The sequence below is a fragment of the Moorena producens 3L genome (assembly GCF_000211815.1).
Lineage (GTDB): Bacteria > Cyanobacteriota > Cyanobacteriia > Cyanobacteriales > Coleofasciculaceae > Moorena > Moorena producens.
In genome coordinates, this window is record NZ_GL890960.1 from 24,944 (window position 1) to 49,163 (window position 24,220).

21 protein-coding genes and 1 pseudogene are annotated in these 24,220 nt (G+C 43.8%); 9 read left to right on the top strand and 13 right to left on the bottom strand.

The window, feature by feature from the left end:
- Window positions 1-19: 19 nt before the first annotated feature.
- Together LYNGBM3L_RS25655 and LYNGBM3L_RS25660 are read right to left on the bottom strand one after the other, a co-directional pair.
- A complete protein-coding gene (locus tag LYNGBM3L_RS25655; protein WP_008188325.1) occupies window positions 20-625 on the bottom strand; it encodes an ureidoglycolate lyase in 606 nt (201 codons plus the stop codon).
- Window positions 626-649: 24 nt separating this feature from the next.
- A complete protein-coding gene (locus LYNGBM3L_RS25660; protein ID WP_008188327.1) occupies window positions 650-2,044 on the bottom strand; it encodes a methyltransferase domain-containing protein in 1,395 nt (464 codons plus the stop codon).
- Between the two features lie 674 nt (window positions 2,045-2,718).
- Here LYNGBM3L_RS25660 and LYNGBM3L_RS25665 point away from each other — a divergent pair.
- Complete coding sequence (locus tag LYNGBM3L_RS25665; protein WP_008188329.1) at window positions 2,719-5,118, top strand: heavy metal translocating P-type ATPase; 2,400 nt, start codon at window positions 2,719-2,721, stop codon at window positions 5,116-5,118.
- 416 nt (window positions 5,119-5,534) lie between these two features.
- Complete coding sequence (locus LYNGBM3L_RS25670) at window positions 5,535-5,975, top strand: FHA domain-containing protein (protein WP_008188331.1); 441 nt, start codon at window positions 5,535-5,537, stop codon at window positions 5,973-5,975.
- An 82-nt stretch (window positions 5,976-6,057) separates the two neighbouring features.
- On the opposite strand, the gene LYNGBM3L_RS47855 is transcribed toward LYNGBM3L_RS25670, so the two are convergent.
- Window positions 6,058-8,406 carry an AAA-like domain-containing protein gene (locus tag LYNGBM3L_RS47855; RefSeq protein WP_324293512.1) on the bottom strand — a complete coding sequence of 783 codons (2,349 nt, stop codon included), beginning with the start codon at window positions 8,404-8,406 and terminating at the stop codon, window positions 6,058-6,060.
- 68 nt (window positions 8,407-8,474) lie between these two features.
- Between LYNGBM3L_RS47855 and LYNGBM3L_RS25680 the strand changes: the two are divergent.
- A pseudogene (locus LYNGBM3L_RS25680) lies at window positions 8,475-9,697 on the top strand (IS4 family transposase).
- Here LYNGBM3L_RS25680 and LYNGBM3L_RS25685 read toward each other — a convergent pair.
- The 3 genes from LYNGBM3L_RS25685 to LYNGBM3L_RS50610 are packed head-to-tail and all read right to left on the bottom strand — an operon-like array spanning window position 9,658 to window position 10,669.
- Window positions 9,658-10,002, bottom strand: a complete 345-nt coding sequence (locus tag LYNGBM3L_RS25685; RefSeq protein ID WP_008188338.1) for a hypothetical protein — start codon at window positions 10,000-10,002, stop codon at window positions 9,658-9,660. The pseudogene LYNGBM3L_RS25680 and the gene LYNGBM3L_RS25685 overlap by 40 nt on opposite strands.
- Window positions 9,999-10,499 (bottom strand): AAA-like domain-containing protein, encoded by a 501-nt coding sequence (locus LYNGBM3L_RS25690; protein ID WP_008188340.1) that lies wholly within the window; start codon window positions 10,497-10,499, stop codon window positions 9,999-10,001. The genes LYNGBM3L_RS25685 and LYNGBM3L_RS25690 overlap by 4 nt, the downstream gene beginning before the upstream one ends.
- Window positions 10,496-10,669, bottom strand: a complete 174-nt coding sequence (locus LYNGBM3L_RS50610) for a plasmid mobilization protein (protein WP_008188343.1) — start codon at window positions 10,667-10,669, stop codon at window positions 10,496-10,498. Before LYNGBM3L_RS50610 ends, LYNGBM3L_RS25690 begins: the two co-directional genes overlap by 4 nt.
- 64 nt (window positions 10,670-10,733) lie before the next feature.
- Between LYNGBM3L_RS50610 and LYNGBM3L_RS25700 the strand changes: the two genes are divergently transcribed.
- Window positions 10,734-11,954, top strand: coding sequence for an RNA-guided endonuclease InsQ/TnpB family protein (locus LYNGBM3L_RS25700; protein WP_008188345.1), 1,221 nt, complete (start codon window positions 10,734-10,736; stop codon window positions 11,952-11,954).
- Here LYNGBM3L_RS25700 and LYNGBM3L_RS25705 read toward each other — a convergent pair.
- Entirely contained in the window at window positions 11,897-12,802 is a 906-nt protein-coding gene (locus LYNGBM3L_RS25705; protein ID WP_052308480.1) for an AAA-like domain-containing protein, read from the bottom strand. The genes LYNGBM3L_RS25700 and LYNGBM3L_RS25705 overlap by 58 nt on opposite strands.
- A 194-nt stretch (window positions 12,803-12,996) precedes the next feature.
- On the opposite strand from LYNGBM3L_RS25705, the gene LYNGBM3L_RS44315 reads away from it, so the two are divergent.
- Window positions 12,997-13,152: a hypothetical protein gene (locus LYNGBM3L_RS44315; protein ID WP_154659916.1), complete on the top strand. Its 156-nt coding sequence runs from the start codon at window positions 12,997-12,999 to the stop codon at window positions 13,150-13,152.
- 340 nt (window positions 13,153-13,492) lie between these two features.
- Window positions 13,493-13,618: a hypothetical protein gene (locus LYNGBM3L_RS48975; protein ID WP_267872096.1), complete on the top strand. Its 126-nt coding sequence runs from the start codon at window positions 13,493-13,495 to the stop codon at window positions 13,616-13,618.
- Here the strand turns inward: LYNGBM3L_RS48975 and LYNGBM3L_RS25715 are convergent.
- The 4 genes from LYNGBM3L_RS25715 to LYNGBM3L_RS25735 all read right to left on the bottom strand — a co-directional run bounded on the left by LYNGBM3L_RS25715 (window position 13,595) and on the right by LYNGBM3L_RS25735 (window position 18,550).
- The gene (locus LYNGBM3L_RS25715) at window positions 13,595-14,848 is read right to left on the bottom strand and encodes a tetratricopeptide repeat protein (protein ID WP_008188349.1); all 1,254 of its coding nucleotides are present in this window, start codon (window positions 14,846-14,848) and stop codon (window positions 13,595-13,597) included. The genes LYNGBM3L_RS48975 and LYNGBM3L_RS25715 overlap by 24 nt on opposite strands.
- Window positions 14,849-15,263: 415 nt before the next feature.
- Window positions 15,264-16,355 (bottom strand): hypothetical protein, encoded by a 1,092-nt coding sequence (locus LYNGBM3L_RS25720; RefSeq protein ID WP_008188351.1) that lies wholly within the window; start codon window positions 16,353-16,355, stop codon window positions 15,264-15,266.
- A 561-nt stretch (window positions 16,356-16,916) separates the two neighbouring features.
- Complete coding sequence (locus LYNGBM3L_RS46115) at window positions 16,917-17,135, bottom strand: hypothetical protein (protein ID WP_131827195.1); 219 nt, start codon at window positions 17,133-17,135, stop codon at window positions 16,917-16,919.
- A gap of 569 nt (window positions 17,136-17,704) precedes the next feature.
- Window positions 17,705-18,550 (bottom strand): pentapeptide repeat-containing protein, encoded by an 846-nt coding sequence (locus LYNGBM3L_RS25735; RefSeq protein WP_008188357.1) that lies wholly within the window; start codon window positions 18,548-18,550, stop codon window positions 17,705-17,707.
- A 65-nt stretch (window positions 18,551-18,615) separates the two neighbouring features.
- On the opposite strand from LYNGBM3L_RS25735, the gene LYNGBM3L_RS44320 reads away from it, so the two are divergent.
- The 3 genes from LYNGBM3L_RS44320 to LYNGBM3L_RS25745 all read left to right on the top strand — a co-directional run bounded on the left by LYNGBM3L_RS44320 (window position 18,616) and on the right by LYNGBM3L_RS25745 (window position 20,576).
- Window positions 18,616-18,762 carry a hypothetical protein gene (locus LYNGBM3L_RS44320; RefSeq protein WP_154659917.1) on the top strand — a complete coding sequence of 49 codons (147 nt, stop codon included), beginning with the start codon at window positions 18,616-18,618 and terminating at the stop codon, window positions 18,760-18,762.
- 161 nt (window positions 18,763-18,923) lie between these two features.
- Window positions 18,924-19,295: a hypothetical protein gene (locus LYNGBM3L_RS25740; protein WP_008188360.1), complete on the top strand. Its 372-nt coding sequence runs from the start codon at window positions 18,924-18,926 to the stop codon at window positions 19,293-19,295.
- A gap of 69 nt (window positions 19,296-19,364) precedes the next feature.
- Window positions 19,365-20,576 carry a site-2 protease family protein gene (locus tag LYNGBM3L_RS25745; protein WP_008188362.1) on the top strand — a complete coding sequence of 404 codons (1,212 nt, stop codon included), beginning with the start codon at window positions 19,365-19,367 and terminating at the stop codon, window positions 20,574-20,576.
- A 96-nt stretch (window positions 20,577-20,672) separates the two neighbouring features.
- Here the strand turns inward: LYNGBM3L_RS25745 and LYNGBM3L_RS25750 are convergent, their stop codons facing one another.
- Together LYNGBM3L_RS25750 and LYNGBM3L_RS25755 are read right to left on the bottom strand one after the other, a co-directional pair.
- Window positions 20,673-21,830, bottom strand: a complete 1,158-nt coding sequence (locus tag LYNGBM3L_RS25750) for a histidinol-phosphate transaminase (protein WP_008188364.1) — start codon at window positions 21,828-21,830, stop codon at window positions 20,673-20,675.
- Window positions 21,831-22,152: 322 nt separating this feature from the next.
- The coding region (locus LYNGBM3L_RS25755) for a CBS domain-containing protein (RefSeq protein ID WP_008188366.1) at window positions 22,153-24,220 on the bottom strand (2,068 nt) is incomplete at its 5' end.

Below are 24,220 nucleotides of genomic sequence, written 5' to 3' on the forward strand. Positions count from 1 at the left end.
GTGTTGGCTATCTATATTGTCAGTCTTCTTCAGGTTTACGAAGGGGAATCTTTAGACAAGTATCTTGCTCCTTCAACAATAGACAATCTACTGTAGCATAGATACTGCCTTGCTTATTTTTATAGACTACTTCTCCAGAAAGCGGTAGGGGAGCTGTGTGCCATACTCCAGGATGAATTGATATGCCGTAACTACCATCGGAGTAAAGCGCTACAAAATCTTCTGGTTTGACATTGTCCCCAGGAGGAGCTAATAAAAAAATGCTAGGTTCACCATTTTTAGGAATAAAAGCCTCTCCTGCATCTAGATGGGCGCTAAGCCAATTCACTAGCACATAGTTAGAGTTAGTCTCAGGATCAACTATAGCCTTTCCTGCTGCACCACCGCGAGCATTTTTATGGTCAGCGGAAAGCACGGTAGAACCACGCCAATATACTTTGAACTCGTCTTCAATAAATGTACCATAACCCCCCCTAGCAATAAGAGGTCGTTTTCCTGGGTTTGGCCATTTACACAACTCTATTTCAACATCTTCAAAATCCGTGAATACAGTTCCTAATCCTTCAGCATTTTTTGAGTTCAGCTTTTTTAATGGAACGTCATAGTATTTGCATGGTGTAGCCATGATTTTCCCTTAAACTATCAGCAATTAGTGCTTTTTCAGCACTAGAGCAACCATTGGTTCTGTTTCAAAGATGTTAAACTCTACTCGATCGATTATACTCCATGAAAGCTCTTGGACAACCTCTTGTAATGAATCGTTGCTTTCGTGGTAGTCAACTCGCAGGGTTAGGACAAAATATCCTCCAGACTTCAATAGCTCGAATAAGTTTCGCAACCCTTGAGGATGGGCGTGACCAAAGGTGAATACCCCCACCGCCAAAATCCCGTCGAATGCCTCAGGAGTAGAGAAGGTTAGAGCTTCTGACACGTTTGCTTGGTGCAAGGCAGTGTAAACTTGCTTTTTCCTAGCTACCTCTAGCATTTCCTCGGAGAGGTCAACTGCTGTAATGTTGGTGTATCCTAGCTCTGCCAGAGCCTCACCCACCATTCCTGTACCTGCACCAACATCAAGAATGCTTGCTGCTTTATTTGGCAGTACGTTTGCCAGAGCCTTTGCGGATTGAACGGGAGAGCAGCGATAGGGCTCGTCTAAGTCAGCATCGTAAATGGTAGCCCAAGCATCGTACTTATCCTGTAAGGTTTTTTCCTCATTGGTTTCGTAGATCCACGAGAGGCGATCGCTGACCTTTTGAGAGCGATAGAAACTCCATCCCAGTTCCCGAGCTACAATCGCCGCACACATCTTATCATAGGAAGCGCTAAGTTTCGGATACTTGCTCAGAGCTAGCTCTGACAACAGTTGGTAGCTCTTATTGAGGTGTTCGCTCAAGTCTTTAGCTTCCAACACCATCAAGCCAATTTCTCTGAGTGTTTTTGCGTAGGACTCATAGCTAAATGTTGGTTCAAACAGTAGTCGTTGATAAACGTGCTTTTGGCCTTCTGGGCTGATCTCGGACACTGGAGTGATCAGATCATCGAACAGGAAGATGCCTTGTTCCTGAAGAACACGGTAAATCTCCTTCAGAGCTAGCTCTCGCTGGTGGACATGGTAAATGGTGGCTTGGCTCCACACATGGGTAAAGGAATTGTCTGAGAAAGGTAGGCTAGTTACTGATGCTTTCTGAAAGGACAGGCGTAGGGAGGGATACTCCTGAGCCAAAGCGTTGGCATTGCCAACCCGGACTGCACTGATGTCAATGCCGACAACTTCACATCCTGTCTGCTGGGCTAGCCAGATAGCGGTGTTGCCGTTGCCGCAACCGATATCAAGTACCCGAGATTCACTAGTCAGCCCACTGCAGGCGAGCATATATTCATTCCAACGGTGGCAAGCTGGGACAAAGTCTTGAGCACGAGCGTCAGCTAAGTTGTCAAAATAGCCCCAATGTAAACTGCCTTCAGAATCCCAGAAGCTACGATACATGCTGTCTTCGTGATCGTAAAACGCTTCTGTGTCTGCTTCTGTATATTTCTGTGTCATTTGCTCCGTCTAAGTTGAGACTTACAAGTGAGACTTACTAGATTTTCAGGGAAGTTCCCTTCATGAGAGTAAATTCATAAGTGCTCGTTTCTTGAAATACTTCATATTTCCTTCATATTTCCTTGATATTTTCCTTCATATTTCCTGGCCTTTTGGCCTTTAGGCCACGCGTGCGCGTTCGGCCACGCTACGCGAACAGATTTTTTAAAAATCGGGATCGGGCGTTTTAAGGTATCGTTAGCCCTGGGGTCAACTCTGAAAATCCAATGTTAGCGCGACCTGGGAGTATCAATTAATTTTGGAAAGCTCCATTACAGCAGCTAGGGGATAGTTTAGCCGAGTACTTTACCTATGGGGAAATTGCAATCGCAATTCTATTGACTAAGCTGCTGGCAAAGCTCATTGATTTGGGGCTTTTTTTTCTACACTATTCATACCTCCAAAACTTGTCGAAACCCTTAAGTTAGTGCTATCTCGATTATCTAAGCTGACGGAGCTTTTTTTCCAAGTGTTCTGCTGTCGTGATTAACATAAAAAATAAAATAATGATAACCATTAATAATACCCACTGTAGCCTAGTTGAGCAGCTCTTAGCTTAAGCTGGAAATTAGAGGAATATGTTGCTCTTAATCCTCTAGGCTTTGCCACTATTCCTGAAGCTGTTCACTAAATCTATGCCAAAATCTATCCCAACTTATCCCAAGACTACCTTAACCCAACCAGCTTTGCCTGTAGAAACGATCACATTAGATGTAACTGGCATGAAATGTGCTGGTTGTGTTGGTGTGGTGGAACGGCAACTGAGCAGTAACCCTGGAGTATCGAAAGCCTGTGTCAATCTGGTAACTGGGGTAGCTGTGGTCGAGTATCAAGCTGGTGAGGTGGAACCAACTGTCTTAGCTGAGCTGCTTACATCAAAAGGGTTTCCTAGTCAACCCCGTTTACCTGAAACTGAACAGGGAACTAAGAGCCAGGATAGGTTAACACCAGCCCAGAGACATCAGCAAGAAGCTAGAGCATACCGCCAGCAACTAGTGATTGCTGCTGTCCTGATTGTCTTCTCTACAGTCGGACATATCGGTCATTGGTTCCATGGACCAATGCTGCCAGTATTGAGTACTTTGTGGTTCCATTGGGGACTGGCAACTCTAGCGCTATTATTACCTGGACGCTCTATTATAGTGGAGGGTGGGCGCGGTTTGTGGCACGGTGCTCCCAATATGAATACGTTGATCGGACTGGGGGCAGTGACGGCTTACACCACTAGCTGTGTGGCATTACTATTCCCTAACCTGGGATGGGAATGTTTCTTTGATGAGCCAGTGATGTTGCTGGGTTTTATTCTCTTAGGTCGGACCTTAGAGCAAGGAGCAAGATATCAAGCTACTGCTGATTTTGAGTCTTTGCTATCCCTACAGCCTCAGGTCGCCCGTTTGATTGGAACATTAGACAGTACAGAAGGTGATCAAACGGGTATCGAAATTCCTGTGGAGCAAGTCCGGGTGGGAGAATGCTTAAGGATATTACCTGGGGAAAAAGTTCCTGTAGATGGGGAAGTGATTACGGGAGTGTCATCGATTGATGAGTCAATGCTGACGGGGGAATCCCGACCAGTATTGAAGCAACCAGGGGACATGGTTACTGGTGGTACATTGAATCAATCGGGAGTGCTGGTGGTAAAGGCAATCCGTACTGGTAGGGAAACTACTCTGGCACAAATTGTAGCACTAGTGGAGGAAGCGCAAACTCGGAAAGCGCCAGTACAGCAGTTAGCGGATTTGGTAGCAGGGTATTTTACCTATGGGGTGATGGCGATCGCATTTTTAACCTTCCTATTTTGGTACGTGGCTGGGACTAAAATCTGGCCAGAGGTCTGGTCAACCATGGCGGCTTCTCCATTATTGTTGAGTTTGAAATTAGCGATCGCAGTTTTAGTGATTGCTTGTCCCTGTGCCTTGGGTCTAGCCACACCTACCGCCATTCTAGTCGGTACCAGCCTGGGGGCAAAGCGGGGCTTATTAATCAAAGGTGGTGACATTTTAGAACAGGTGCATCGGCTGGATACTGTGGTTTTTGACAAAACCGGTACCCTAACTCAGGGTCAACCTACGGTTACCGATTGCCTGCTGATTCAACCTGAGACAGAGAATGACCAACAGAGCGCTATTGGTACGAAAACCATTGCTCTATCTTCTGCTAGCCAATTGCTGCAACTGGCAGCAGCAGCAGAAAGTGGCACATCCCATCCCTTAGGTAGCGCAATTCTTACCGAAGCTCAACAGCAACAGTTACCGATGTTAGGGGCTCAAGATTTTTACACAGAACCAGGATTGGGAGTATCAGCTTTAGTAGAAAAGCAACTGGTAGTGCTTGGCAGTGCAGACTGGTTGAGTAAGCAGGGTATTACGATTAGTGATACTGCTCAAGGGGAAGTCAAGGCTTTGGCAGATGGGGGTAAAACAGTAGTTTACGTAGCTGTTGATGGGCTACTAGTTGGATTAATTGCTGTGAATGATATTCCGAGAGTTGAGGCTAAACAAACAGTAGAACACCTCAAAGACCTAGGATTGCGGGTGATGATGCTAACTGGTGATAGACCGGTAGTGGCGGCTGCTGTGGCCAAAACTTTGTCAATAGAGCCAGAGGATGTTATTGCTGGGGTGCTTCCCGATGGCAAAGCTAATGCGATCGCAAACCTTCAAGACCAAGGACACTGTGTCGCTATGGTGGGAGATGGCATCAATGACAGTCCAGCTCTAGCACAAGCTGATGTTGGGATTGCCTTGCATGGGGGAACCGATGTGGCAGCGGAAACAGCAGGAATTATTCTGATCAGAAATAACTTGCTCGATGTGGTCAAGTCCATAGACCTATCACGAGCCACCTTCAACAAAATCCGCCAGAATCTGTTTTGGGCATTCGGTTACAATATATTGGGTATTCCCATGGCCGCTGGTGGGCTACTACCAGGATTTGGGATGGTACTTTCTCCTGCTGCTGCTGGTGCCTTAATGGCTTTCAGCTCAGTTAGTGTTGTCACAAACTCACTGTTGCTAACCCGTTTACGGAATTAGATCAAGTCCAGTTGAATACCTATAATAGACCATCAGAGCAGCAAGGTTTCAGAAGGCTACAGTTTCCTGGGTCGTCGGAAGCCACCGCCATAGGGTAAGCTTCGCGTCTGGTAGTTTACTTTTATTGATTCAAGGGATAATCAGATAATGCTCAGCAATCAGGAGAGTTTTCTAGGTAAATCAGTACCTAAGGAATCGCGCAAAAATAACTTACCTATTACAGGTTAGTTGAAACAAGGATTTAATAACGCCATTCCTTGAGCAGCAAGAGTTACACCTCTGAATTAGTATGCACAAATGGTAAACTTATTACTGTGCAATTCCTAAGTCAGTCGCAAGCTGGTTGAGAGCTGTGTCAATGTAAGTAAATAAGAGCATTGTTCTCAACCAATTACCCTTTTGATCACGAGCGATTCATGGCTACACAATCTGACCACAACCATTTATTGATTATTGAGGATGACAAGGGAAGCAAGCAGATTCCTTTGGAAGAGGAGGTATATTCTATCGGTAGAGATCCAGAGTCTGATATCCGCCTGTTTTCAAAGTTTGTGTCTCGCCGACATGCCACCTTAGTAAGGCGTAGACGTTCTGATGGTAGTCCCTACTACCGAATTTTTGATGGTAACCTCAAAGGTAAGGCTAGTTCCAATGGCATTTTAATCAATGGTCGTAAGCTTCAAGCCCATGATCTCGAAGATGAAGATGAGGTAATTTTTGCGCCTAAGGTCAGTGCTAAATATTATCTACTCAAGCGAGAGAATACCCCAACTGATCCAGTAGATCAAATGGATGAGTATGATATTACCCTAATTAATCCCGGTATGATTGATGATTCGGAAGAATGGGATAATTAGTAAGTAAATGACCGCCAAGATAACCTTAAAATTTATAATTTTAAGGTTATAGTTTGAGCGGTTAGCTACAGGATGTTAAAGTCTACCAGTCGCAACGGGAGAATAGAACACTCAGAAAAGACTTGCGCCAATCAGTCACTGGGTCTTCTCCCCGGAAAGTCGCAGTACGATTGTCCTTGGTGTTCCACGGTGCCAGGGGTAAGTGACCTTCCTCGGCTTTGTTTTTGTTGAAAATTTCTGCAAACCAGTTTACTTTTTCCCACCACTCGTACCATGTTTCATCTAATAATTTATCATACTCTCCCTTGGGTAAGCCACGCTCAGCAATAATTTTGTCCAAGATCTGCTTTTGTACACTGAAGCCAAACTTGCCATCTGAGTGTTTGACCCAAAGCGTGTTAAGAGTACGTAGCTTTTGGCAGGAGAAGTTTTTGATATCTGGGCGATCGAGCCAACCTTCTTTTTCTCGATCAGCGATGTAAAGCATGATACGAACATTTTTTAGGTCAGCATCTTTCCAGTTTGCCGACTTCATAAAGAAGTGAATTTCAGCTAGGAAGTGATTGAAAAGAGAGTTTTTGACCATTTGATAGTCTTGACCGTTTTCAGATAGTAACTGAATGTATTCTCGATGAAAATTTTCTACGGCATTCGTTGAAAGTATTGACTGTTGTTGAGGAAGAAAGCTAGGTATAGGAATTTCTGTATCGAGATCAACGTTTGGAAACTTTTTCCAAGCAGTATCAAGTCTATCAAAGGCTTCCTTGTAAACTTTTAATGCTTCCTCTATCTTCCCTTCTTTCCTCAGCCTACTCCCCTGGACTCTTTTGACATGAACATAAATTGCCCATTCTTCGGGGACATCTAGATTTGGTTGTGAGGGTAAGAGATTTTTTTCCTTTATCTGTTTAATCCTTTGCCTAGCCTCATTCCACCGTTCGGTTGCTTTACTATCCTGTTCAAATTCTTGGTACTTCTGGCTAAGTTGCTGATTTGCTAAAGAAATCGAAGCTAGGAGCATGGCTTGCTTGAGATGGCGTTTGTTTTCTAGGATTTTAGTAGACTGACTGGCTTGACGCCATGCCTCTTGTGCTTCAGAAGACAGCCCGTTGTTTTGGAGTTCTTCGGCAAGTTCAGAAAGGCGATTAAGGGGTTCGATATCTTCTTTGAGTATTTCATAATCAGCTTTAGTTTTTTGTAATTTGATCATTTCCTTTCTTGCCACTAATCCTGAAACAATTGCTCCCAACACAGCTATACTTAGCACCACAGCGCCAATCTGAATCCGCCGTTGAGCCTTCCGATTCGCCTCAGTTAGTACCTGATTTCTCTTCTGGGTCGCTGCCCGATCCTTCCTCTCTCTGTCTAATTCCGCTTCCAGCTTCTCTTGAGCAATTTGCTCCTCAATCCCCTTCTTTTCACTGGCCGCCAAAAACTGCTGATCCAAATAACTTAAATTCTTTCTTTTCGCCCAAGCCTGAGCATCCTTGAGAGCCTTCCCCCGCAACAACAGCGATTCATCCTGAAATCCCGACGCCACCCAAGCCCTAAACCCTTCCGAATAGGGACGTAATGCAGCTAATTCTTGCTCAATCCAGTCTTGATTAAAGACTTGATGGTAAATACGGTTATATACTTTAAGAACTGGAAAAGCTCCAACTCTCTGCTTTACCACTAATCCAGATAACTGTAACTTGCCTTCCTCTAAACTGTTATTAGCAACAACTTCCCCCTGTTGCCACACCTGCTGATACAATTCCAACAAGTAGGCAGAGCGTTGCTCATTACTCAAGATGCGATCGCGTATGGTCTTCAAATGTTCTGGCTCATCGGTAGCTTCCCAGTTCGAGATCACATGCGATCGCACCAATTTCTCAATCCATTCCTTCTCCCCCTTTTTTAAGGGATCGAAAACCGAGGCAGAACTAACCACCAACTGACACAGCTTTTGGGTAAGAAAGGGCTGTCCTCCTGTCCAGTCTAATATCTCCTGGATAACAGCCTGGGGGTTGCTGACCTGTCCCGCCAATCCCCTGACTAACGGCTCAACTTCATCTCTTTGAAAGCCATGTAACTCTACCGCCCGTCCAATATTAAAAGGGGTTCGGTCTTTATCTCCAATCAAATCCCCTGGTGTAGCCACCCCCAACAGCACAAAACTAAGGCGATTATAGGCAGAATTTTCCGCCCGTTTGTTGTAACAAGCTCGAATTAGGGCAAAGAAGTCATCTTTGAAGCTTAATTGCAGAACACTATCGATTTCATCAATAAAAATAACAATTGGTTGAGCAATATATTCAAACAATACCTCTTTGATAAACTTACCAAAGCACTGTACCGGAGAAATCTTTTGGTGCTGTTGAAGCCAATGGTATTCATCAAACCTGTCGTAGCTGGGGGGGCGACAAGCGGCCTGTAACCCTTGATATATATTAAATTGAGCGAATTATGGTAAAAAAAGATAGGTCATAAATTGTCAATACGACCTACCAATCGAGAATGAGACAAGAATTATATCAAAAACATCTAAAAAATCTACTTTCCGAATCTCAATTATTGTTTTTTTACCTTGTAGTAATTATTGTACAAGATATCAAAAATGTTAAACTCGAAAAAATGGCTGAATCTTGTCTTGGTGCAGTCGCTCATGGGGGAAACCCCCAAGACCGCGCTGCACCGCTACCTTTGCCTATTAAATGTAACTCAAGGCGTAAAAAGTTACAGAGATTTTTGTCATTACCAATATTTAAAGTCAAAAAACTGTGGTTTCCAATTATTAGAGAATGGGTCTATCAAACATTTGATAAACAGGAAACAATTTATTTAGCTATCGATAGAACTAATTGGAATAACAAGAATTTATTGATGGTTAGCTTAATTTATAAAAACCGAGCACTTCCCGTTTATTTTGAACTTCTATCAAAATTTGGCTCAAGTAACTTTTCGGAGCAGAAACAACTATTTTCAAATATCATAGGGCTATTTGATGACTATAAAGTTGTAATTTTAGGAGACCGAGAATTTTGTTCAGTAAAATTGGCTGAATGGCTCGACAAACAAGGCTTTAACTTTTGTTTAAGACTTAAAAAATCTGAGCAAATTGAATTAAAAAATCAGGGGTGGATCTCCTTAGAAAACTCTGGGTTAAAACCAGGAATTTCATTATTTTTTGAAAAGGTTAAAGTCACAAAAACTCAACAAATATCAGGATTTAGTGTCGCTTGTAAATGGAAAAAAAGTTATCGAAAATCCGTGACCAAAGAAGGTTGGTTTATTTTAACAAATATGAACGAAGCCTCTGAGGCAATCTCCGCTTATAAAAAACGTTTTAATATTGAACAAATGTTTCGAGATTATAAAAGTGGTGGATATAATATGGAAGGCAGCAATGTAGTCGGAAAACGTTTTATATCTTTAGTTATCATCATGTCTTTTGCTTATTTTATTGCCACAATCAAAGGAGAAATAATTAATAAAAAAGGAGTTCAGAACTATGTTACTAGAGTCAAAAACTATGGGCGATTAACTAAAAGGCATAGCAGTTTTTATATTGGAATGTATGCTCACAAATGGATTAATTTTATGGATAAATGTTGGGAATTAGTTTATGCTTTGATGCGTTTAAGTCGTCATAAGCTCGATAATTATTTACGAGGTATGAGAGCTATGAAGCTTATACAGTCTACTTTTTAGCTCTCATGTCGCCCCCCCAGCTGTCGTAGAGTTCCAACTCAGACACCAACCCACTAATCAAACCGCCATACCATTCCCGTGGGGGAATCTGTTGCGACCCCAGCATGGTAGTATCAATAGAAGCACAAACAATTTCTTCTTGTTGCAACCGTTTTACTGTTTGAACTTTCAAAGAAGACTTCCCCATCTGACGGGAATTTAAGACATAACAAAATTCCCCTGCTTTTAGGTATTGATACAACTCCTCATCGGCCTGACGTTTGACATAACTGCTAGCATTAAGGGGTAATGCGCCGCCTACTTGATAGATTTGCATAGTCTGGGTTTCCATCATGGGGTCTGCTGGAATCGCGCTTGAAAATACTCCCGATACAACTGACAACGGAGAGTGACTTGATGTCCTTGTAAATTCACTAATCCCATACTGTGTAGTTTGTAAGCTGATCGGGATTCTAAGGGAATCGGACAACTGGCCTCAATCACATCTTTAAAGGCATCAGCCAAAGCTTGATGTTGCTGTAGCATCTGCCAGAGGTGTCGTAGATGATTGCGATAAATCCCAGCTTCGGTGGCAGCATTGTTTAATACTTGCTCAAGGTAACCAGTACCATTAAATTTGAGATGGTTAAAGCATTCGCCAATTAAATAGGGATGTCCCCCTACTAACCCCTGCAATTGCTCAACCTCAGATGCTGTACAATCAAGTTGGTATTGTTGCGCTAATTCAATAATTTGCTCTTGGGTCAATTCCGGTAACTCAATCGGAACACCAACATTAAACGGGGATTCGTTAAGGTTCAGCTTTCTGGCAAAAGGAGCCCCACATCTCAATACGTAGTATGAGTGTGGGAGGAATTTTGCACAGAGTCTTTCGGCACAGGGAGGCGAGCTATGAAGCTTCTGAGTAATTCGGAGCAGGTCATTCCCCTACGATCAGCCTCTTCCTGTAATTGCTTTTTCTCAAAATTGGTCACTCTGACTACGAGCTTTTGATCTTTCATTATGGGTTGATACCTGTTGCCACGACTGTTATACTAATAGTAGGTCGAAAAACAGGAGAAATCAATGAGAACGGCGTACCAGTACAGACTAAGACTAACAAAATTGCAAGTGATGGAGATAGAAAGATGGCTGGACATGTTGCGCCACCAATACAACTATTTACTTGCTGACAGGTTTAGCTGGTACGAACAAAATCGCTGCTCTATTAACTCCTGTCCTCTTATTTGCCATTTGCCTGAACTTAGAAATAATCCTAATTACTTTTCACAGAAAAAAACTTTACCTCAATTAAAGAAAGATAGGCACTGGTACAAAGCTATTCATGCCAATGTACTACAAGACTGCGTCAAGAAGGTTGATTTAGCCTTTAAGAGATTCATAAAAGGTGACTCTAATGGCAAGAGAAGTGGCAAACCCAGATTCAAGAGTAAGAACAGGTATAAGTCTTTAACTTTTTCTGCTTTTTCCAAAAACCCTATTCAAGGGAACAGGTTGAACCTTCCTAAGTTTGGATGGGTCAAAATGGTTTACCATAGACCAATTCCAGACGGATTTAGAATTCAAACTGCCACGGTTACACGTAAAGCTGATGGATACTATGTGACCTTGTCATTACAGGATGATACTGTCCCTGAGGTGATCCCGATTGAACAAGTATCAAATCCTGTTGGTATAGACATGGGTCTCAAGTCATTTTTGACCAAGTCCGACGGGACAGAGGTGCAAATCCCCCAGTACTATCGGAAAGCTCAGAAACGATTAAAGAAAATTCAGAAAGCTGTCAGTAGATCTAAGAAAGGCAGTAACAACAGAAAGAAGGCTGTTGTTAAACTAGGTAAAGCTCACAAAAAGGTAGCTGATACCAGAAAAGATTTTCATTTCAAGACAGCTAAAGGGTTGTTAGATGATCACGATCTAATTGCTCATGAAAAGTTGAATATAAAGGGATTGGCTAAGACTAAAATGGCCAAATCCGTCCTAGATGCTGGCTGGGGTCAATTTCTGTCTATCCTGTCAACCAAAGCCGAAAATGCTGGGTTGGTCACGATTGCAGTAAATCCTCGGAACACCAGTCAAAACTGTTCTAATTGTGGTCAAAAAGTACCAAAGGAATTAAAAGACCGCATTCATTCCTGTCCTCATTGTGGATATATCGAGGATAGAGATGTTAATGCGGCTAGGAATATATTGAATTTGGCGGTGGGGCATCCCGTCACTAGTAAAGCTTACCGAGTAACCGAACCGTTAGGTGGTTTTGGTAAGAAGCCTACACTGAATCTGTAAAGATCAGTGTAGGAGTATGTCACGGGAATATAAACTTCTGTGGAATGAACTACCACTAATCGGAGGCGTTCTAAACGTTTACCCATCTTGGCTTTCTCATGCCAAGCCCTTAGCATTCCTAAAAAGTCTGATGCCACATCACGGTGAGGAAAAACTCGGTCAACTTCATCCAAACATAGGACTACTGGCCTGTTAACCTGCCTTAGCAAATACCGTTCAAAGTAGTTGGTACAAGCCATTTTACTGGTCGATAATCCTTCGTACCAGTAATCAGCTAATCGATTAGCTAATCCTAAACTCTCACTGACACAGAAGCTAAACCACTTTAGTAATGAATTAAGATTGGCAAGGTCAGCGTGGTTAGCCAGGTGCAGGTTAATATACACAGTTTGATAGCCCTGCTGGGCAACCAACTTTCTCAGCACTCTAGCTATCAGTAAGGTCTTCCCCATTAGACTTGGTGCTTTAATTCTCACCAAGGCACCGGGACGTAAAAGTGTTTGATAACAAGTGGTTTCAATGGGAGGACGTTCAACATAATAGTCAACGTCAGGGATAGCTTCGTCCTGATCTAAATCCGGTTTCCACGGATCTGGATTAACATTGCTATTGCTTGGTGTGCTTTCAAGATCTAGAAGAGCGATCGCTTTCCAGTCTTGTCCCAATTTTTCACTAATTTCTTGAAAATTCAGGTTATCGACAGGTCGGCCATTGAGGTAATTATTGAGGGTTGATAGAGATATCTCCAATTCCTCAGCTAAGTCTTTCTGGCGAGGATAACCGTTGCGCTTAAGGGCTAATTTAACCTGGTCAATATACTCGGGATGAACTCTGAGTGAGCGAGACATAGGTTCGGTCTGATCAACTACTCAAACTATAACTATCTTTTATAGTCACTCAGCCCAACTCAGGTACAACTCAGGTACAAGTCGGCAATGAATTATAAGTTGGCCATAACTCATGTCAGCTCAACAGCTTCCAAGGTTTGAACTGCTTTAGCCCCAGGGTTTGATGAAATTGTAGTTCACCTGAAACAATTTTCATGAACAATCTCGAAAGCTTCCAAACCCTTCTGGAAATTGTGTTACTAGTTCTAACCCTCTCTAGTGAATCTCCATTGTTAGGTATTGTTGCTGCTATTTGTGCATTGTTGTATTTCTTGAGCGACTCTGATGATTCAGATCAAGGTGAGGAGTGAAGCGGTTGTCTAGCTCCGGAGATGGGAAGATAGGGAAATGGGAAGATAGGGAAATAGGAAGATAGGGAAATGAAATTGATCTTTATTCCTAATTTCCAGCATTGGTATAAATATACCGGCGTTCCTGATTATGGGTATGGTTTCGCCCCCCTAGCCCCCCAATTCTGCGGTGCGACCCGTGGCGAATTTAATTCGCCGACGGAAAGCGCACCGGTGGGGGAACAAAACTTTCTTGCGTCCCCCAGAATTGGGGGATTTAGGGGGCTTTAACAAAAACAGATGATCGCGCATTCATTCCTTAATTCAGCAATGCCAAGATACCAACTTCATCGATAACTACTTGATACACAAGTACCGATTCCCGATTCCCGATTCCCGATTCCCGATTCCCGATTCCCTGTACTATAGTCGTTATTTTAACAACTATAGACCTAAAATATTACTACAAATTTTGCCGATTGACTAGCTGAATTTTATTGACAAAATAAGCTTCTCGATGCTGCAATGACTCAGCCAAGTCTAGCCCCTTTTGAAATGCTGCTAAGGCTTGAGGATAATTGTTCATATCCAGATAAATTTGACCAATGTTGTCGTAAGTATTCATCAAGCCATAGTAATTATAGGACTGTTGTTCAACTTGCAGCAAAACCTCATAAACTTGCAAGGCAAACTCTGGCTGCTTAGAGGTAAGGTAAAGTTGTGCTAGAGGTTGTAGTGCTTCGCTAGCATGGGCAAACTGCTGTAGAGACCAGGCTAAGGAATAGGCTTCCTGATAGGTTTGACTAGCTTTTTCTGGTTGATTGAGGCTGTTGTAGTCAGATGCGATCGCAATTTTCAGGGCTGGAATCTGGGTATCATTACCTTGATTTAGGTAAATGTCCACTAATTGCTGCTTTTTGGGCAATGCCTGGTCCGGTTGTTGGTCTTGGTCGTAGATATAAGCTAGCTCTTGTAAATAAGCCACTTCTTCATTTATGCGTTCGCGAAGCGGTTCCAAAGGAACATCGGTCTGAACTTGAGCCAGTAATTCCTCATAGGTTTCTGCTGCTTTGGGATAATCAAACCAAGCCATGTGCAATTCACCCATGGTCTTCAAGGTAGCCTCAACCGCTGCCATATCGCCCTGGTTTCGAGCATCAGCGAGAATTTGCTCATAGACTGTCAAAGCTTGTCCTGGCAATCGAATCTGTTCATAAGCCTTACCCAAAGCTTTTAACAGTGGCAGATTGATCGAGTCTTCTGCTTCATTTTCCTGCTGAATCTCTTCCAAGCGTGCCGTAATTAGTTGTACTGACTGCTTATTGTTTTCATTCCAGGCAACTCCTCCTACTCTGCCCAAGGTTTGCACTTCTGCCACGGGATCCCCTAGCACTCGCCGCAGCCGGATTTCCCGATACCAGATGTCAAAGGCTTTGGATTGATTACCAGCTTTGAATTCAGCTTCAGCTTCAGCATTCAGTTCATCCAACGCTTGCTTGAGTCTAGAACGTTCGGAGGGGTTGAGAGGTTCGTCTGGGGATAAGGAAGGAAGGAGGGGATCAGGAGCAGTCAGTTCCAATGGATTGGGATTATCATTATCACTAGATTGGGATAAGGTCACACTAGCAAAACATAACGGGAGTATAGCAGCCGATAATGCTATAATTATATATTTTTTTAGTTTGGGTGCGAAATGATGTAAGCCCAAGGTAGCCATAAGGAAACTAAAGAAGGTTACTACCAGTTAGACTAGCGATTTTAGGTTCAAACTGACATCTGGCCCTATTCTGCAGTAAGCCACCTGATCCGCCTGGGGAGTTATACCAATTCTTAGGGCTTACACACCTACACATCAATTTCATCTGGCCATCTCCCCATCTGGCCATCGGGTGCATCTTAATGCATGCAATTAGGCAAAAATTCTAATAAAATCTCCAGACTTCCCGCGCCCGGGCCCCGCGCCCGGGCCCCACACTTCCCGTCTTTTTTACAAATATGAGATGCACCCTGGCCATCTGCATCTGTAGTCCTACTTTGAAGAATTGGTATTATTTCTGCCTGCCTGCACTAGTCTGACCGCTTCCGGGACGAAGTTTGTTCCTGCCACCAAGATTTAGGACTGCTAGATGATATCATAACGCCTTCTGCTCCAGGTCAGAGAATAACTCCAGCAGTCCTTTAGTATAAGGAAGCAAGAGGTACATCTGATCTGACTCTATACGAGCGTTTAGTTCATCCACCAGCAACTGCAACATTTTTTCCGCCAGCTTCCAACTTACGTCTACGCTAGGAAATACCAGTAAACACAACGGCAACAGTTCCTGTTCTATTGATGTCATATTCCCCTCCAAAGCACATAGCCATAGGTAACCCTGGAACATTTCTAAATCTCTGATAGTCGAAGCCTTAATTCCTGGATCGTCCAACCCTCCCCGACGGCTAAAATGACCAGAGTGCAATTCCTCTGTGCGTTGGTAGACAGTCTGAGCAATATCCTGACTAACAGGTAAGAGTTGCTCCACTAAGGCTAAGGTAGGTGAGTTAAAATCATGCAAAGCCGCTGCATTACAGATTCGTTGCCAGGGGATAGAAACTTGCTCCTCGACAAACTTAAAGTAGGGACTGAGCAAAATTTGTTCTGGCAATGTCAGCCGATTGAGTACTAACTGAGTGCTGAAGTGAAACTGTGTGGTAACAAAACCAATGGCTCGACGGTCTTTTGCTGATATATGTTGCTGCCGCAGTTGCCGCAATACAGGTTCGAGAGAGGTGGCTAGCTTTTCTATAGCTGGCAACTCTAGCGCTACCATTGTCCACGGGCTAGAGAAATCTGTGAAGAAATTAATTGTCTCCCCTAGTCGTATTGCTGCCATTAAACTAGGATTCGGTGATTGCTCTTGGTAAATTTCCAGTACCTTTTCGTAAACGGAGCAAACAAATTCAGCAATTCGCTTAGCCTCGGTCAAATTAACCACATTAGGAATATAGGAGAACATAGCATCTGTTTTAATTCCCGCACACTCACAGTTAATCTGGATTAAACGCTGTAACTTGGTAACCGTTTTATTGCGCCCCTTTCTGGAAGCAAATTCTAGCAAATCATAAATCTTTAAAACACCATTTTTGGAAGCAATAATTGATAAATCGGGTACATAGCGATTTGACCAAAAATTTACTAATCGCTCAACCGATGTTTTGTTGAATCTTGGAGTGTTGATCAGCAAAGCTTTTTCCTCGGATGTCTAAAAAACTATTTCTATAATCCCTTTAAGTCAATTTTTCATTGTGGCGTTAAATCCAACAATTAATTGTGAAAGCTTTAAAAAAGCTGTAGAGCACTCCATGACAACTAATAGCAAATACCAATTATTCGGTAGATTTACAACAAATAAATCCCCTGAATAATAGGTAATGGCTAGGGAAGAATTAGTAATGAGGAATTGGTAATGGGTCATGAGTCATGGGTAATTTGAGTAGGTGCATCCCATTGTCATAGAAATAAAATTTTGTCAGAGGAGGTCAGGAAAATTGCGGAGGTTCCAACCGATGACTAAAATCTCCGCCAGTTTCATCTTGCCCATCTTCCCCATCTTCGCCATCTTCTGCAAACAGATTCCCTTGAATTGCCCTCACTTATTTAGTGTTTGTATTATTTATACACATGATAAACGTGATTCATGATCATTATGTTAATTTTTGTTAAAGTTTATTTAAAAAAACAACACAATGATCAGATATAGCGTTTCTAAATGAGTTGTGAACGCAAAACTAGCTGAAAGTCTTAGTTAAAGACAGTGCTTGTTTCCAGGGCTATAACATTTCTGAAAATGCGCTCTTTGTGTGTCTAGTCCAAACTGGCACCGTCTTTGAGCCTGAGCCATATTTGAAAAGTCATGAGAACGATAGATATTTAGAGCAAAGTTACGAGCAACGGCAAAGATTTGAGGTAACTGATGCATGGGAATACGTGAAGCATCTTCACCCTGAGTAACCGAAGCGCACATAATCAACCTTGTTCTCTACACCCCAATATCCAAGGGATGCCCTGGGCAAAGGACTCAGCAGACAAGGGCGTAAGAAGCAACATAGTAGCGTGTTTCCTTTTCCAGACGGTGTTGCCTCCCCTTTTTGAATTGTCGAACACTTTCCACTCGAATCAGAGTCTAATGCCCTGGCCAGGGCTGGATGTTGTCGAGTTGGTTGCAGATGCGTGCCAGCCTATGTCACTTATGCTAAAGAATCTGAGGGCTTTTGCGAGTTAGCACAATTGTTACTGCTGAAGACCTTTACTGGATAAGTGGTTTGGGTTGCACAGCTTTGCTGATTAATGGAATGATTGAGGGTAATTGGTAATTGGTAATTGGTAATTGGTAATTGGTAATTGGTAACAGGTAACAGGTAATTAGTAAATTGTAAAAGGTAATTAGTAACATTTTACAATTAATTATTAACAGGTTATTTGTAATTATTAAGTGGTAATTTATAACCAGACATAATATCAGTTGTTAATTTTGCTATAGCGTTTCGATTTGATGTGTGAAACAAGCCAGGGCTGATCAAAAACTGGGTTCAACTATTGATGCTGACTGCCACTTGGCATAATCGCTTTGCTAAGTTTAGCTTCACGCAGGTTAGCCTGATTCAGATTAGCATCAATTAAAACAGCTTCAATCAATATTGCCTCGCTAAGATTCGACCAACACAGGTTAGCTCGGTATAAATTAGCCTTGGTGAGATTAGCACCATGGAGAATTGTCCAACTCATCCTTGCTCCTCTGAGATTCGCATCCGTTAGGATAGTGTTTCTCATGGTGCAGCCACTTGCTATTGCACCACTCAAGTCTGCTTGATTGAGATTGGCCTTAGTCAAGTTGGCTCCACTGAGCAGGGTATGGGACAAATTTGCCCCAATCAGATTCGCTTCGATCAGAATACAATTGTTGAGGGATGCTCCCTCCAAAATCGCTCCGTCCAAGAGGGCTTGGGAAAGCTTGGCTCGGTTCAAGGATGTGCTAATCAGTTTTGCGTGACTCAAGTTAGCATTCTGGAGAATTGCCTCACTCAGAATTGCTTCACTCAGATTAGCTTTACTGAGGTTGACTCCAATCAGGCGGCAACTGCGTAGATTAGCATTACTCAAGTTAGCCTTAGTTAGATTTGCCTGACTCAGGTTACTAACAATAAGGTTGGCTTCACACAGGTCACTTCCCTGTAGATTAGCACCAGATAAATTCGCTTCTCGCAGATTGACACCTTTAAGAATAGCGCCCTTGAGACAACTCTGGCTGAGATTAGCACGTCGTAGGTTAGCTTGGCTCAGGTTTACTCCCGCCAGAGATACTCCCTGTAGATTAGCTTCTGGAAAGTCCCGTTCTCCAGCAGCATATCGCTTCAGTAATTCTTCCCCATCCATCATCATTCCTGTAACCTTGACAACTAATAAGCTAGGTGGTATTGCTCTATGGCATCTAATATGAATTATTATTGCTAGACTATGCTACTTTTATTTGCCAAAGTGCCAGCAAAAAGCGCAATGATAGTGTAATCGTGTATTGGTCAGACAATTATGAAATATTAGGGAATCGGGAATCGGGAATCGGGAATCGGGAATTTGGACGGGGGAATCACTAGAGTGTGTTTGTGTTAACCAAGAGATAAAGGTGCGATTGGTTCCGGTGTCTTCCTCCTCTTTCGGTTTCTTCTTAATCTCACCACTTACTTATCTAAATTTGCTATATAGACCAAAATTATATTATAATGGTTAGTTAACTCCTCACTAAAATTTGGTGTTCATGGCAGACTTAACTGGCACTTGGCTCGGAACTTACTGGCAAGGGGGAGTACCCACCCGGTTTGAAGCAACTCTGGTTCAAAGCAAGAATACAATCACTGGGAATATTTTGGACGACGGTTACTTAGGAGAAGCCCAGCTAAGTGGAGAGGTAATCGGACGGCGCATCCAATTTACTAAGCGATACATCACTAGCTCATCGACTCCAATCCAGTACATTGGTACCTTGGCTGAGTCAGAAGACTTGATGAATGGGCAATGGATAATCGATCAGTATAACACTGGTCCTTGGCAAGCTCGTCGTAGTGGCAATGACCTACTTGCAGACCTAAACACTCGTCTGAGTGAGCGGATGCCTGTGGCAGTTCCATGAGCCCAGAACATAGGAGTTACTTTATGCTGGTATGTAGAGCTATGGAAGGTCTCAGATAAGGAAAATGTGATGCTATCAGGTTGGCGAGTTGGCTCTCTATTCGGAATCCCACTGTTTCTAGACCCATCGTGGTTTTTCATCTTGCTACTGGTAACGATGATTAATGCGCGAGAGTTCGACTCTAGCCTAGGGTCGATTTTAGCTTGGGTAGCTGGATTGGCGATGGCACTGTTGTTATTTAGTTCTGTACTTTTACATGAATTAGGTCACAGTCTAGCTGCCCTCTCCCAGGGTATCAAAGTTAATTCGATTACCCTATTTATATTTGGCGGGATTGCGTCGATTGACCGAGAATCGAAGACTCCAGGAGAAGCCTTTCAAGTAGCGATCGCAGGACCATTAGTGAGCTTCATCCTCTTTGGTCTGTTTTATGTCCTAACTCTGACATTACCCACCTCGGCTTGGGCATATACTATCGCCAATGAGATAGCGAGAATCAACCTAGTCTTGGCATTATTTAACCTAATTCCTGGTCTACCTTTAGATGGTGGACAAGTGTTGAAAGCAGCAGTCTGGAAACTAACTGGAGATCTGTTTACAGGTGTGCGTTGGGCTGCCAGAACGGGTAAGGGGTTTGGGCTGATAGCCCTATCCCTAGGATTAGGCATGACTCTGCTGACCGGTACCTTGGCATTCATTTGGCCAACTCTGATTGGCTGGTTTATTTTTCGCAATGCCAGTGCCTATGACCAGCTAACCACCTTGCAAGAAGTCTTACTTAAGCTGATGGCATCTAATGCCATGACCCGTGACTTTCGGGTGGTGGAAGCCAACCAGACCTTACGTTCTTTTGCTGATGAGTATATCTTAACCGATAGGCAAAACCCAATGCCCTACTACGCTGCAACTAATGGACGCTATCGTGGGCTAGTGAAAATTGAGGATTTACATTTTGTGGAGCGTAGTCGTTGGGACACTGAGACCTTGGAAACTATAGTGCGTCCTTTATCAGAAATTCCCACAGTGGAGGAGAAAACACCTTTGGTGGAGGTGATTAACAGCTTAGAGGAGCTTAACATTAAGCGTGTAAGCGTACTTTCTCCCGCAGAAACTGTGGCAGGTGTCATTGACCGGGGTGATATAGTCAGAGCTGTTGCTAGAAAGCTAAATTTGGCTATCCCACCGGCTGCTATCCAGCGCATCAAAGCTGAGGGGGTTTATCCTCCTGGGTTTCAGCTGGTAGAGATTGCTAAAACTCTAAGTTCGGTGACAAACACTTGAGGATATAGCGCTACCCGCAAGGGCAAAAGGCAAAAGGCAAAAGGCAAAAGGCAAAAGGCAAAAGGCAAAAGGCAAAAGTTTACTATGAATAGCTTTTCAGCCCAGAACTGCTTGTAATCGTTGCAATGTACGAGTATTCTCCTCAGGAGAGCCCACAGTGATCCGCAATCCTCCTCCAGTATGACGTATTAGGGTGCCTTGATCTTTCATGGCCTGAGTTACCTGAGTCAGGTCTTTGCTAGTAGACTCGTTGCCGGATTGTCGTAGACGCAGGTAGATGAAGTTGGCAGCACTTGGCCAAACCTGTAAGGCTGGATGTTCTGATAGGGCTTTTAGTAACTTATCTCGCTCGGCGATAACCTGGGGAATTGATGCTAGCAGAGTTTGTCTGTGATTGAGAGCGACTATGGCAGCAGCTTGAGAAAAGCTGGGTAAGTTGTAGGGTAAGCGCATTTTTTCGAGAGCAGCAATTAGTTCTGGGTCAGCGATGCTATAACCAACACGGTGAGTGGCTAAACGAAATGCTTTGGAAAATGTCCTCAATATTACCCAGTTGGGATGGTCGGCTAATTCTTGGACTACTGAGGCTTGGCTGAATTCAAAGTAGGCTTCATCAATAACTACTAAAATATTCTCTGGTAGACCACGCAACCAGTCTAATTCCTGGGGAGTCAAGGGGTTGGCGGTGGGAGAGTTAGGATGAACTACAAATACTACTCGTATTGCTGCTCGTTGGGTCGAGGTTTCTGTGAGGGTCTGTTCAATGGCTGCTTGGGCATCGTCGATCTTGATTTCAAAGTTTTCTTCCCGACGCCCTACACTCACTACTGGTATTCCTAAGGTCTGTGCCAGTATCGAATACATGGAGAAGGTGGGATTAGCGATTAGGATCGAGCCTTCTCCTCCTAAGCAGGTGGCAATTAAGATAGAACGAATTAGTTCATCGGAACCGTTGCCTACGGAAATCTGGTTTGCTGTTACTCGGTCGTCTAGGGCAGCAGATTCGTTAACGTATTCTGCGATCGCATTTTTGAGTTTCCCCTGTCCGCCATCGGGATATCGATTAGCTTGAATCAGCTGTTGATAGCTCCAAGCTAATTTTTCCTTTAACTCTCCTGGTAAGTCAAAGGGGCATTCATTCGTATCCAGGCGATCTAGGGGAACCGTTGATTCTGGTGTTTTCCCTTCCTCGCCCCCAGGATGAGGTGTGTAGGCCGTTAATGCGGATAGATCAGACCGGATGAATTCTAGCATTATCAGTTCTCTGTTGTCGGTTTGCCTTTATCTAAGCATTCAGCCGTCAGCTGTCAGCCGTCAGCTTAAAATAAACCTATGCAGGCCTATGGCCACGCTAGGCGAACGGGACAATTTAATAATTCGAGATTAATGAGAATTGGAAGTCTGGGGATTTGCCCATCAGCCAAAGACTATGAATCCCATCGCAGCTTCCGGTAACTCAGCATTATTCCAATCCTTACCTGTTTTATTCAAAAGCTGTTCGCCTAGCGTGGGCGTAGCGCATCAGCTGATTGCTGATAGCTGATTGCTGAATGCTTACGCCTTTATACCTTTTACCTTATTCTTTCTCAAGAGGTGGATAGTGTATGGCTAGAAATGCTTTAGCATCAGCCTGATCCTGAATCACCCTGTCTAGGGTTGCCTCTAAGAGTGCATCCAGAATTTCCCGATAGTGTGCTCCTGGCTTATAGCCTAACTTTCTGAGATCATTGCCATCCAGTGGCGCTTTAACATTCCTCCAAGTGGTGAGATACTGCCAAATTTTACGTCGGATCGCTCTAGGACTATACACCCCAATCAATACTAAGGTAGGTAATTTATACTCGCGCAACATGTGGACGATTTGACTGTTTAGCTGGCATGTTGGTAGAGATTCTAGGAAATCCCCTTGCCATCCCTCAAGTTTTTGAAGACGCTCAACACTGTCTACGGGCAACTGTAAATTCTTGGCTACCTTAACCCGTTCGTCTGGTGCTAGATCAGCAATCAATACTTCCAAACGCATCTGCCAGTGTCTTAAGGTTTGCTTTGGGTCAAATCTCTGTAGCCAGCGCCCAACCAAACGCACTCGCCACCATAATGGTTTATCTAGGGTCAGGGTAGGATGAAGACACCGCAACGCTCCTAATGATGACAATAACTGCAATGCTGGTTGCCAGTAGGGGGCTTGCAACATATAGTTAAGTTCTGCTTTGAGTCGGGTTTGGAGTGCTGGGACTTTGGTGTTTTCCGCTTTAGTACGCTCATATACCCCACTCTGAATGGCATAGTGGATATATTCCCTGGTTTGGGGTTCAATTTCAAATCCCAATCGCACCGCAAACCTTACCGCTCGATAGATTCGGGTTGGGTCTTCAATAAAGCTATTGGCGTGTAGGACTCGAATTTTTTGCGATCGCAAATCTAACATACCCCCAAAGAAGTCCAACAGGGGCAATTGAGCTTGGGGATTAACCTTTGTCAGCCTTGCTGCCATGGCGTTGATGGTAAAGTCTCGGCGGTAAAGGTCTTGACGAATGGAACTAGCTTCGACTTGAGGATTAGCAGCGGGATAAGGATAGAACTCGGTACGAGCAGTGGCAATATCTACACAAAGGGAGCCAAATTTCGGGTCATTATGCCATAGCAAGGCAGCGGTTTGAAAAGACCCGTGTACTTCCAAGCGCACCTTACGGTAAATTTTACGGAGTTCCTTGGCCAGGGTGACTCCTGCGATCGCATCCGCTGAGCGGTGAAAGCCATCTACGACCAAGTCTATATCATTTAGCAGTAGTGGCTTGTTCCCATCCGCTAGTAACAAGTCTCTGACAGCTCCTCCAACTACGTACAGATGCCAACCCCGCTCCTGAGCTTTTTCGGCAGCTATGGTCAAAAGTTCCCACAGGCTCGAAGCCAACAGAGGCTTGATGTTAGCTGGTTTAAGGTTCGCCGGTTTCAGGTTTGACCCGTCAACCTTCAACTGCTTAACATTCAACTCTTCCTGAAACAGTTGCCGCAATACATCAGTGCGGGTCACTATCCCCATTAGTTGCCCATCCTCTAGAACGGGTAAACGCCCAATATCGTAAGTCACCATCAAGGACTGAATGTCTGCCATCGAGGTTTCTGGAGTAATGGTCTTAATATGCTTCGTCATGTAGCCCTTGACTGGGGCATGGCCAAAACCGTGGTGCAAGGCTAAATCCAGGTCTCGTCGGGAGATAATTCCTACCAGCTGGTCCTGTTGATCTACTACTGAAAGCCCCGAATGACCATAGCGCAACAAAATTCTCTGGGCTTCCTTAATCTTGGTATTGGGGCGAATGGTGCGCACGGGGGATGACATTAAATCCCGAGCCGTCAGAGGTTGGGGAATTTGGTCTTTTAGTTGGTTGACCAGCTGCTCTAGGATTGTCTGGGCCTCACAGTCTCGTAAGGTAACCGCAGCGGCTTGGGAATGTCCACCCCCTCCTAAGGGTTGCAACAACTGGTTCAAATCCGTTCCCTCAATTCGCGTCCGCCCAATTATCGTTAGCTTTGTAACTGAGGTTGACAGTTGTTCACCCTTGGCCTTCGAGTAGGGTAGGTTCGTGTCGGTTGTTGGTTGTTCGCGAAGCGTGGCCTTTTGGCCAAGGTTATTGGTTGTT

Bases quoted from the DNA above. Each gene is read 5' to 3' on its own strand.
- LYNGBM3L_RS25655 (WP_008188325.1), bottom strand. From the start codon at position 625: ATGGCTACACCATGCAAATACTATGACGTTCCATTAAAAAAGCTGAAC.
- LYNGBM3L_RS25660 (WP_008188327.1), bottom strand. From the start codon at position 2,044: ATGACACAGAAATATACAGAAGCAGACACAGAAGCGTTTTACGATCAC.
- LYNGBM3L_RS25665 (WP_008188329.1), top strand. From the start codon at position 2,719: ATGCCAAAATCTATCCCAACTTATCCCAAGACTACCTTAACCCAACCA.
- LYNGBM3L_RS25670 (WP_008188331.1), top strand. From the start codon at position 5,535: ATGGCTACACAATCTGACCACAACCATTTATTGATTATTGAGGATGAC.
- LYNGBM3L_RS25685 (WP_008188338.1), bottom strand. From the start codon at position 10,002: ATGATGGAAACCCAGACTATGCAAATCTATCAAGTAGGCGGCGCATTA.
- LYNGBM3L_RS50610 (WP_008188343.1), bottom strand. From the start codon at position 10,669: ATGAAAGATCAAAAGCTCGTAGTCAGAGTGACCAATTTTGAGAAAAAG.
- LYNGBM3L_RS25700 (WP_008188345.1), top strand. From the start codon at position 10,734: ATGAGAACGGCGTACCAGTACAGACTAAGACTAACAAAATTGCAAGTG.
- LYNGBM3L_RS25705 (WP_052308480.1), bottom strand. From the start codon at position 12,802: ATGTCTCGCTCACTCAGAGTTCATCCCGAGTATATTGACCAGGTTAAA.
- LYNGBM3L_RS44315 (WP_154659916.1), top strand. From the start codon at position 12,997: ATGAACAATCTCGAAAGCTTCCAAACCCTTCTGGAAATTGTGTTACTA.
- LYNGBM3L_RS25715 (WP_008188349.1), bottom strand. From the start codon at position 14,848: ATGGCTACCTTGGGCTTACATCATTTCGCACCCAAACTAAAAAAATAT.
- LYNGBM3L_RS46115 (WP_131827195.1), bottom strand. From the start codon at position 17,135: ATGTGCGCTTCGGTTACTCAGGGTGAAGATGCTTCACGTATTCCCATG.
- LYNGBM3L_RS25735 (WP_008188357.1), bottom strand. From the start codon at position 18,550: ATGATGATGGATGGGGAAGAATTACTGAAGCGATATGCTGCTGGAGAA.
- LYNGBM3L_RS25740 (WP_008188360.1), top strand. From the start codon at position 18,924: ATGGCAGACTTAACTGGCACTTGGCTCGGAACTTACTGGCAAGGGGGA.
- LYNGBM3L_RS25745 (WP_008188362.1), top strand. From the start codon at position 19,365: ATGCTATCAGGTTGGCGAGTTGGCTCTCTATTCGGAATCCCACTGTTT.
- LYNGBM3L_RS25750 (WP_008188364.1), bottom strand. From the start codon at position 21,830: ATGCTAGAATTCATCCGGTCTGATCTATCCGCATTAACGGCCTACACA.